This window comes from Aeromonas sp. R1-1 (assembly GCF_040908495.1).
Classification (GTDB): domain Bacteria; phylum Pseudomonadota; class Gammaproteobacteria; order Enterobacterales; family Aeromonadaceae; genus Aeromonas; species Aeromonas veronii.
This window is the reverse complement of record NZ_JBFODV010000007.1, coordinates 1-7523: the sequence shown is the minus strand read 5'-3', so window position 1 is coordinate 7523 and position 7523 is coordinate 1. Positions and strand designations below refer to the sequence as shown.

General features: G+C 60.4%; 7 protein-coding genes and 1 tRNA gene. 3 read left to right on the top strand and 5 right to left on the bottom strand.

The annotated features are described in order from the left end of the window. The first annotated feature begins 19 nt into the window (after nucleotides 1–19). Nucleotides 20–95, top strand: a tRNA-Val gene (locus AB5Y92_RS00240). A 315-nt stretch (nucleotides 96–410) separates the two neighbouring features. On the opposite strand, the gene AB5Y92_RS00235 is transcribed toward AB5Y92_RS00240, so the two are convergent. Next, entirely contained in the window at nucleotides 411–1724 is a 1314-nt protein-coding gene (locus AB5Y92_RS00235; protein WP_021229590.1) for a sodium-dependent transporter, read from the bottom strand. 433 nt (nucleotides 1725–2157) lie between these two features. Between AB5Y92_RS00235 and AB5Y92_RS00230 the strand changes: the two genes are divergently transcribed. Then, nucleotides 2158–2877, top strand: a complete 720-nt coding sequence (locus tag AB5Y92_RS00230) for an ABC transporter substrate-binding protein (protein ID WP_058059681.1) — start codon at nucleotides 2158–2160, stop codon at nucleotides 2875–2877. A gap of 3 nt (nucleotides 2878–2880) precedes the next feature. Here AB5Y92_RS00230 and AB5Y92_RS00225 read toward each other — a convergent pair whose 3' ends face one another. Both AB5Y92_RS00225 and AB5Y92_RS00220 read right to left on the bottom strand, forming a co-directional pair. Further along, nucleotides 2881–4194: a sodium-dependent transporter gene (locus AB5Y92_RS00225; RefSeq protein WP_201938701.1), complete on the bottom strand. Its 1314-nt coding sequence runs from the start codon at nucleotides 4192–4194 to the stop codon at nucleotides 2881–2883. 211 nt (nucleotides 4195–4405) lie between these two features. After that, the gene (locus tag AB5Y92_RS00220; protein WP_216979488.1) at nucleotides 4406–5245 is read right to left on the bottom strand and encodes an isopenicillin N synthase family oxygenase; all 840 of its coding nucleotides are present in this window, start codon (nucleotides 5243–5245) and stop codon (nucleotides 4406–4408) included. Nucleotides 5246–5451: 206 nt separating this feature from the next. Here AB5Y92_RS00220 and AB5Y92_RS00215 point away from each other — a divergent pair, with 206 nt between their 5' ends. Next, nucleotides 5452–6015, top strand: a complete 564-nt coding sequence (locus AB5Y92_RS00215; protein ID WP_005362971.1) for a DUF2799 domain-containing protein — start codon at nucleotides 5452–5454, stop codon at nucleotides 6013–6015. 51 nt (nucleotides 6016–6066) lie between these two features. On the opposite strand, the gene AB5Y92_RS00210 is transcribed toward AB5Y92_RS00215, so the two are convergent. Both AB5Y92_RS00210 and AB5Y92_RS00205 read right to left on the bottom strand, forming a co-directional pair. Beyond that, nucleotides 6067–6885, bottom strand: a complete 819-nt coding sequence (locus AB5Y92_RS00210) for a Cof-type HAD-IIB family hydrolase (RefSeq protein ID WP_368225070.1) — start codon at nucleotides 6883–6885, stop codon at nucleotides 6067–6069. 110 nt (nucleotides 6886–6995) lie between these two features. Then, a partial coding sequence (locus tag AB5Y92_RS00205) for an MFS transporter (RefSeq protein ID WP_368225068.1) occupies nucleotides 6996–7523 on the bottom strand: 528 nt, incomplete at its 5' end.

The window sequence follows — 7523 nt, the reverse complement described above, 5'->3', positions numbered from 1 at the left end:
CATCATTTCAAGAATCCCAGGTCGTTTAGCTCAGCTGGGAGAGCACCTCCCTTACAAGGAGGGGGTCACTGGTTCGATCCCAGTAACGACCACCATATTCGCAAGCGAAGCTGAGATATCAGCTGCGGTTGCAGAGAAAGTCCCCACTCAGATGGGGATTTTTTTTGCCCGCAATTCAGTACTCCAGCGTCTTCTGTTGCCGTTGTGGCGAGCCGAGCACCACCTCTTATAGTGTGCCACTCTGCCACTCTGCCACTCTGTTATTTCGCACATCCTCTACTCTGCTCTGCCGAGATTGCCCGACTGCACTCCTGTCCATCGTGATGCTGCTCATATGAACGCCTGTAATAAAGTAAACGCCAGCAATAAAAAGGGCAGGCCAAGGCCTGCCCGCAAAGATGCGCAAGGTGCTACATGATCCCGCGGATCAGGATCCCGCTGATCAGCAGCGGCGCCACCACGCGCCAGCACCAGAGCAGCGCCAGACGCAGGGCGGGTGACAGGCCTACAGGGAGAATGGCATCACCCAGGCGCCAGCCCAGCAGCAGGGTCAGTACCAGACCAAACAGCGGCATCATCAGGTTGGAGGTCAGATAGTCGAGCAACTCGAAGATGGTCTTGCCAAACAGGGTCAGATCGCTCCATGGGCCGAACGACAGGCTCACCGGAATGCCGGATGCCATGATAAGCAGGGTCAACACCCGGCAGGCACCACGACGCGACCAACCCCACTCCTCGGTGGTGAAGCGCACCAGATGCTCCAGCATGGAGATGGAGGAGGATAGGGCAGCCACCAGCAGCAACAGGAAGAAGATCACCCCCAGCCCCTGACCGAACGGCAGATGGCTGAACACGGCAGGCATGGTCATAAAGGTGAGCCCTGGGCCCGCGGTAGGGTCGATACCTGTGGAGGCCAGCGCCGGGAAGATCATCAAGCCCGCCAGCACCGAGATAAGGCTTGCCAGTGTGACCACCCACACCCCGGAGCGCAGCACCCCTTCGCTATTGGGCAGGTAGGCGCCATAGGTAGTGTGTACCCCGAGCCCGATGGAGAGGGAGAAGAAGGCCAGTCCCAGCGCGTCCAGCACGCTCTGGCCGGTCAGCATGGAGAAGTCCGGCAGCAGCAGCTGGCGTACACCCGCCATGGAGCCCGGCATGGAGAGACCGACCCCTACCAGCAACAACATCATGATGAAGAGCGCGGGCATCATCCAGCGCAGTGCCCGCTCCACTCCTTTCTGAATACCTCCCTGCACGAACCACCAGGTTAGCCCAGCAAACACCAGATGGGTCAGCACCGGCCACCAGGGGTTGCTGACATAGCCGTTGAACAGGGCGGTGAGGGCGCTCCCCTCGCTCAGGTTGAGTTTGCCAGCCATCGCCAGCGCAGCGTAACCCACGGTCCAGCCACCGACCACGCTGTAGAAGCTGTAGATAAAGAAGCCGCAGGCAATCCCCATATACCCCATCCAGCGCCAGTTCGGCCCCACCAGTTTGCGAAAAGCGCCGAGCACCCCGCGCTGGCTATGGCTGCCGAGCAGGGTTTCGCCGACCTGTACCGCTACCCCCAGGGTGAAGCTGAACAGCAGAAACACCAGCAGAAAGGCACCACCGCCATTGGTGGCGGTCACATAGGGAAACTTCCAGATGGCACCAAGGCCAATCGCTGTGCCTGCTGCGGCCAGCACATGACCGAGACGGGAAGACCACTGAACCTGGCTCATACAACCTCCGGGTAACACGACATCGAAGCAATACTCCTCTGTAGCAATAAACGACAGACCATAAAAAAGGCCGCCTGAGGCGACCTTTGCAATGAACATTCAGAAAAACTGTGCGTGCAAGGTCACCTCTCTTGCGAGCTAAAAAATCGACCAAACAGCACGAGGATGGCAGACATGAGGTGACAACCTGACTAATGAATGAGGGAACAGCCTAAACCATGGAAAGAATAATTGACACATAAAATCAAAAATTTTTTATGTGTGCCGCTGTCACCACTCTGGCTATACGTACAACTCAGTGGGAGGAAAACCTCGCCGGGCCGTATCTTTTCTACCTTGTGGCTATTTACTGGGCGATAATCGACGTAGCTTCTTCTGGAACTAGTGACCGCTACATGGCGCTGACGGGAACAACGATGAGACAGGATGTCGTATGAGATGGATGGTGCTGCCCTGGTTACTGATCAGCCTGAGTGTGTCGGCGCAGCCCGGATTAACCCTGCTGAGTCACGACTTACCCCCCTTTACCGAATACCGCGACGGCAAGCTCGACGGATTTGCCATTCGCCTGATCGATGAGGTGCAGGAGGAGCTTGGCACCCGTTATCCGGTGCGGATTTACCCGCTCAAGCGGGCGCTGGCGCTGGCACGGGTCGAGCCCGGCTATGGACTGTTCGTGGTACAGCGGCTCCCGGAGCGGGAGTCCCATTTCAAATGGGTTGGCCCGCTTTTTATCAATAGGGTCTTTATCTATCAGGCGCCGGATAGTCGCCACCCGCTGACCTCGCTGGCACAGCTGCGAGATCTGCCCAGAGTGGGGGTAGTGCTGGGCAATGCCGATGATGTGCGGTTGACCCATGAGGGCTACACCAATCTGGTGCGCTACAAGACAGTCGGGGAGGCGATAGAGCGGCTGATGCTGGGCAAGATCGATGCCTTGCCGATGGCGGAGCTGGTGATGGAGGCCACCCTCGACAAGATGGGGTTATCCCGGCGCAGCATCGTCAGCAGTGGAGTGCTGCTCCATCAGGCCGGTCTCTATATCGTCTTCTCCAAGGGAACGGATGATGCCGAGATCACCCGCTGGCAGCATGCCCTGGAGGCCGTCAGAGCCGCACAGGGGCGGGCCGATGAGCCCACCCGCGAAGAGTAACCGTCACACCAGACCGCGAATCAAGATCCCGCCGATCAGCAAGGGGGCAATCCAGCGCCAGCAGTTCATCAGCAGGTGATGCCAATGGCTGGCAATCCCCTGCGGCAGCGCCTTGCGTCCCAGCTTCCAGCCCAGCAGCAGCGTCAGCATCAGGCCGAACAGCGGCATCATCAGGTTGGAGGTAACAAAGTCCAGCAACTCGAAAATGGTTTTGCCAAACAGGGTGGCGTGTTGCAGCGGGCCAAACGACAGGCTGACCGGAACACCGCTAACCATGACGAATCCAGTGATGGCGCTGCAGGCCGTGCGGCGTGACCAGCCCCAGGTCTCGCACAGGAAGCATTGCAAATGCTCCAGCAGGGAGATGGCGGAGGAGAGCGCCGCGAAGACCAGCAGGGCGAAGAAGATCACCTCAAGCACCTGACCGAAGGGCAGCAGCTGAAACACCGCCGGCATGGTCATAAAGGTGAGACCGGGACCGGATGCCGGGTCGATACCGGTCGAGGCCAGCACCGGGAAGATCATCAGCCCCGCCAGTACTGCCACCATGCTGGCCAGCAGTACCACCCAGAGGCTGGAGCGACCAACCCCTTCGCTGGTCGGCAGATAGGCGCCGTAGGTGGTGTGAATGCCAAGACCTATGGAGAGGGAGAAGAAGGCCAGCCCCATGGCATCGAGCACGCCGGACATCCCCAGCTTGCTGAAGTCGGGCATCAGGAAGTGACGTACTCCCGCCATCGCATTGGGCAGGGTGAGGCCAAAGGCGACCAGCATCAGGATCATCAGGAACAGGGCCGGCATCATCCAGCGCAAGGTGCGCTCCACTCCTTTCTGAATGCCGCCTTGCACCACTATCCAGGTGAGGGCGGCAAACAGCAGGTGAGTGAGGATTGGCCAGACGTCGCCGCTGACATAGTCATTGAAGCGGGCGGTGAGAGCAGCCGCATCCCCATGGTTGAGCTGACCGGAGAGGGCCATGCCGGTATAACCGAGCGTCCAGCCGCCCACCACGCTGTAGAAGCAGTAGATGAGCAGGGTAGAGATCACTCCCATTACCCCAACCCAGCGCCACTGTTTGCCGAGCAGATCGGAGAAGGCTCCGACTACCCCGCGGCGACTCATGCTGCCGAGCAGGGTTTCCCCCATCAGTACCGCCACCCCCAGGGTGAAGCTGAACAGCAGAAAGACCAGCAGGAAGGCGCCGCCGCCGTTGACGGCGGTGACATAGGGGAATTTCCAGATTGCGCCGATACCGACCGCGGAACCCGCTGCGGCGAGGATGTAGCCGAGTCGGGATGACCATTGGGACTGCTTCATAAGAACTCCAATCGAGCGCCCCTTGGCAGGGCAGAATGGCGCTCATGTTACGGAGGTCACTACGCAATCACTATGACGGTTATCAGGTGTAAATGCGATTTATTGGCATGATTGGCTAATTTAATTCTGTTTTTAGCCCAATCCTGCCACCAAATAAAAAACCGGAGCGAGATTGCTCCGGTTTGGTCTCTGACAACTGCTCGTCGGCGGACTAGATCACCCCGAGCTCCCGCAGCCGCTCCATCAGGTAGCTGTGGGCGGTATGACGCTCGGAGAGCACTACATCCGGGCGCGGATGGAGGAACAGCGGCAGGGAGATACGCGACTTGGCGGCGCTGCCACCGGTCGGGTTGATGACGCGGTGAGTGGTGGAAGGGTAGTAGCCGCGAGAGGCCTCCTGCAGCATGTCACCGATGTTGATGATGAGGGTGCCAAAGTCGCACGGCACGTCCATCCATTCGCCATCGGAGCCCTTCACCTGCAGCCCCGGCTCGTTGGCGGCGGGCAGAATGGTGAGCAGGTTGATATCCTCGTGGGCGGCGGCGCGGATGGCGCCCGGCTCCTCGGTGCCATCGAACGGCGGATAGTGCAGCACCCGCAGCAGGGTCTTCTGGCTCTCTTCGATCATCGAGGAGAGCGGGCAGCTGTAGTTGGCGGCAATATCGGCCGGGGTGTACTGCTCGACCCAGCTCAGCAGCTCTGCGGCCAGACCGTTGGCGAGGCGATAGTACTCCATCGCCTGCTCTTTCAGCTCTTCCGGCATCTGGCCCCAGGGGTAGATGTGGAAGTACTCCTTGATGTCTTTCTGGCTATGGCCCTTGGCCACCTCGGAGACCGACGGCGGGAAGTAGCCATCCTGGGTTTCGCGGTTGAACAGGAAATCCTGCTTCTGCTCGCTCATGAAGAAGCGATACCAGTTGTCGTAGATGGACTGCACCAGCTCTTTCGGGATGGGGTGGTTGGTCAGCACGCCAAAGCCGGTGGTTCGCAGGGATTCGGTGAAGCGTTGGGCCGCATCGGGTGAGCGGTAATCGACGGTCAGGACTTTCATTGTTTTTGTTGCGCGCCAGTTAAAAGATGGGGCAGTTTACCTTGCGCCTGATAACAAGGAAAGCGGGTTGGCCGCCCGTCTGGCACGGCGTTGAATAGTGACAAAAACATCAAATAAACCGCGCCAGACCGCACGGGAGCGCATCCCTTGTTATGGCCTTTTATCCTCTCTAGAATGCCGGTCACTATCTTTTCCGGAGTCTGTTCATGTCCCCCAAAATCCTGTTGCTGACCCTGCCGGTATTGCTGGCGGGATGCAGTGCCCTGTCAGAAGATGAGTGCCGCACCATGAGCTGGTACAACCTGGGTTATCAGGATGGATCGGAAGGCAAAACCCGTCAGGCGACCCGCGATTACGTTTCGTCTTGCAGCGAATATGGCCTCAAAGTGGATGAAGCCGAGTGGAAACGGGGCTACGACAAGGGGCTGGAGCTCTACTGCATTCCCGAGCTGGCTTACAGCAAGGGCAAGGAGGGGCAGGCCTATCTGGGGGTATGCCCCAATGACGCCAGCTTCCTCAAGCAGTATCAGCGTGGCTACGAAGAGTACAAACTGGCTGCCCGCCTGCGGGAGATCAGCGACGAGCTGGAGCGTACCGAGCGTGATATCGATACGCTGGAGCGCAGCATCCGCAACGAAACCAACACGGAGCAGCGTGACTATTACCGCGCCAAGCGCGATCGGGCCATTCGCCACTACGAATCCCTGCGCCGGGAGTACAACCGTCTGCGTTATCCGGATCGGGTGATCCAGTTCTCCTTCGGCGGTTAATCCCTCTCTTCATGGCCAGCCCGCGTGCTGGCCATGTTGCATCTTGTCAGCTCAGGGCAGTACCCAGCGCTGTAGCGCCAGTGCGATACCATCTTCGTTGTGGTCGGCCGTGACCCGATGGGCATGGCTCTGGATCTGCGGGGCCGCATTGCCCATGGCCACCGCCAGCCCCACCTGCTCGAACATGCTGATGTCGTTGTTGTTGTCACCAAACGCCACCACCTGATCCATCTCAATCCCTTCGCTGGCGGCCCACTGGGCAAGCCGGTTGCCCTTGCTGCAACCGGGCTGTACCAGCTCCACCGCATAGGGGGCCGCCCAGTCGCGGGTAAAGGGCATCTGCTCGACCACCTCGCCCATAAAGGTGTGCAGGCACGCCGGATCCTGATTGAACAGCTCCAGCTTCCAGACCGGGTTGTCGAGCCAGCCTGCCAGCTCCTCAACCGGATGGATGGCGATCTTGAGGTGGTCCGGCTGATTGGCCGACCAGTGGCGGATGCGGGTGACATGCTCTTCACAGCCGATGTAGCCGATCCCCTCGCTCAGATGGAACAGGGCGCCCATCTGCTGTGCCTCGACCGCGGCCAGCAGCTCGGTAAGCGGGGCAGCCGCCAGCGGGTCGCCGCTGATGATCCGGTTCTGCACCGGATCATAGAGATAGGCGCCGTTGCTGCAGATGAGGGGGGTGTCGAGGGCCAGCTCGTGGTGGAAGGGACGCGCCGTCATGTAGTGGCGCCCCGTGACCAGCAGCACCTTGATGCCGTGGGCGCGGGCTTGCGCCAGGGCTGCCCGGGTGGCCGACGAGATCTTGTGATCCCGGGTCAGCAGGGTGCCATCCATATCGAGCGCGATGGCCTTGTACTCACTCATAGCTCCTCCAGCATCGAACAAATCCGCAAAGAGCCTTACCGTCCCAGACCCGGCGCCCCGATGCAAGTCTTGCCCGCAGCCGAAGCGCCGAACTGTGATCCCTTCGCGGCTCAGGTGCAGCTGGCCAGCTGTTGACGACGGTCGGCACGGCGGCGCAGCAGATGGAAACCGGCGGCACTGGCAAGGGAGCAGAGGGTGGCGAGATAGAAGGGCCACTCGGTACCGGCCAGCAGCACCAGACTGCCGAGCAGCACCGCCAGGATCTCGCTGCCTACGGCGAGGGCGCGGTAGAGCCCCATCGCCTGCCCCTGTTGCTCCGGGTGACTGCGGTTGGAGATCGCCACCGAAGTGGCCAGCTCCCCCAGACTCATGCCGATGCCAGCGGGAACGAAGGTAAGCGCCAGTCCCCACCAGTGCACGGGCAGGATAAAGAGCAGCATGCCGCTCGCCATCACCAGATGGCCGACAATGCCGAGGGAGCTGCCGCGCCAGTGACGGGCGATGCGGGAGCCGAGCCAGGAGCCCGCCATCATGGGCAGGCTCACCAGCACAGCCGCCTGCGCCAGCTGGGCCGGATCCCAGGCCAGCCGCTCTACCAGCCAGATGTTGAAGTAGGTGAAATAGAGCTGCACGGCGCC

What these genes read in the sequence shown, in the direction of transcription:
- AB5Y92_RS00235 (WP_021229590.1), bottom strand. Translation starts at nt 1,724, where the DNA reads ATGAGCCAGGTTCAGTGGTCTTCCCGTCTCGGTCATGTGCTGGCCGCA.
- AB5Y92_RS00220 (WP_216979488.1), bottom strand. Translation starts at nt 5,245, where the DNA reads ATGAAAGTCCTGACCGTCGATTACCGCTCACCCGATGCGGCCCAACGC.
- AB5Y92_RS00210 (WP_368225070.1), bottom strand. Translation starts at nt 6,885, where the DNA reads ATGAGTGAGTACAAGGCCATCGCGCTCGATATGGATGGCACCCTGCTG.
- AB5Y92_RS00225 (WP_201938701.1), bottom strand. Translation starts at nt 4,194, where the DNA reads ATGAAGCAGTCCCAATGGTCATCCCGACTCGGCTACATCCTCGCCGCA.
- AB5Y92_RS00230 (WP_058059681.1), top strand. Translation starts at nt 2,158, where the DNA reads ATGAGATGGATGGTGCTGCCCTGGTTACTGATCAGCCTGAGTGTGTCG.
- AB5Y92_RS00215 (WP_005362971.1), top strand. Translation starts at nt 5,452, where the DNA reads ATGTCCCCCAAAATCCTGTTGCTGACCCTGCCGGTATTGCTGGCGGGA.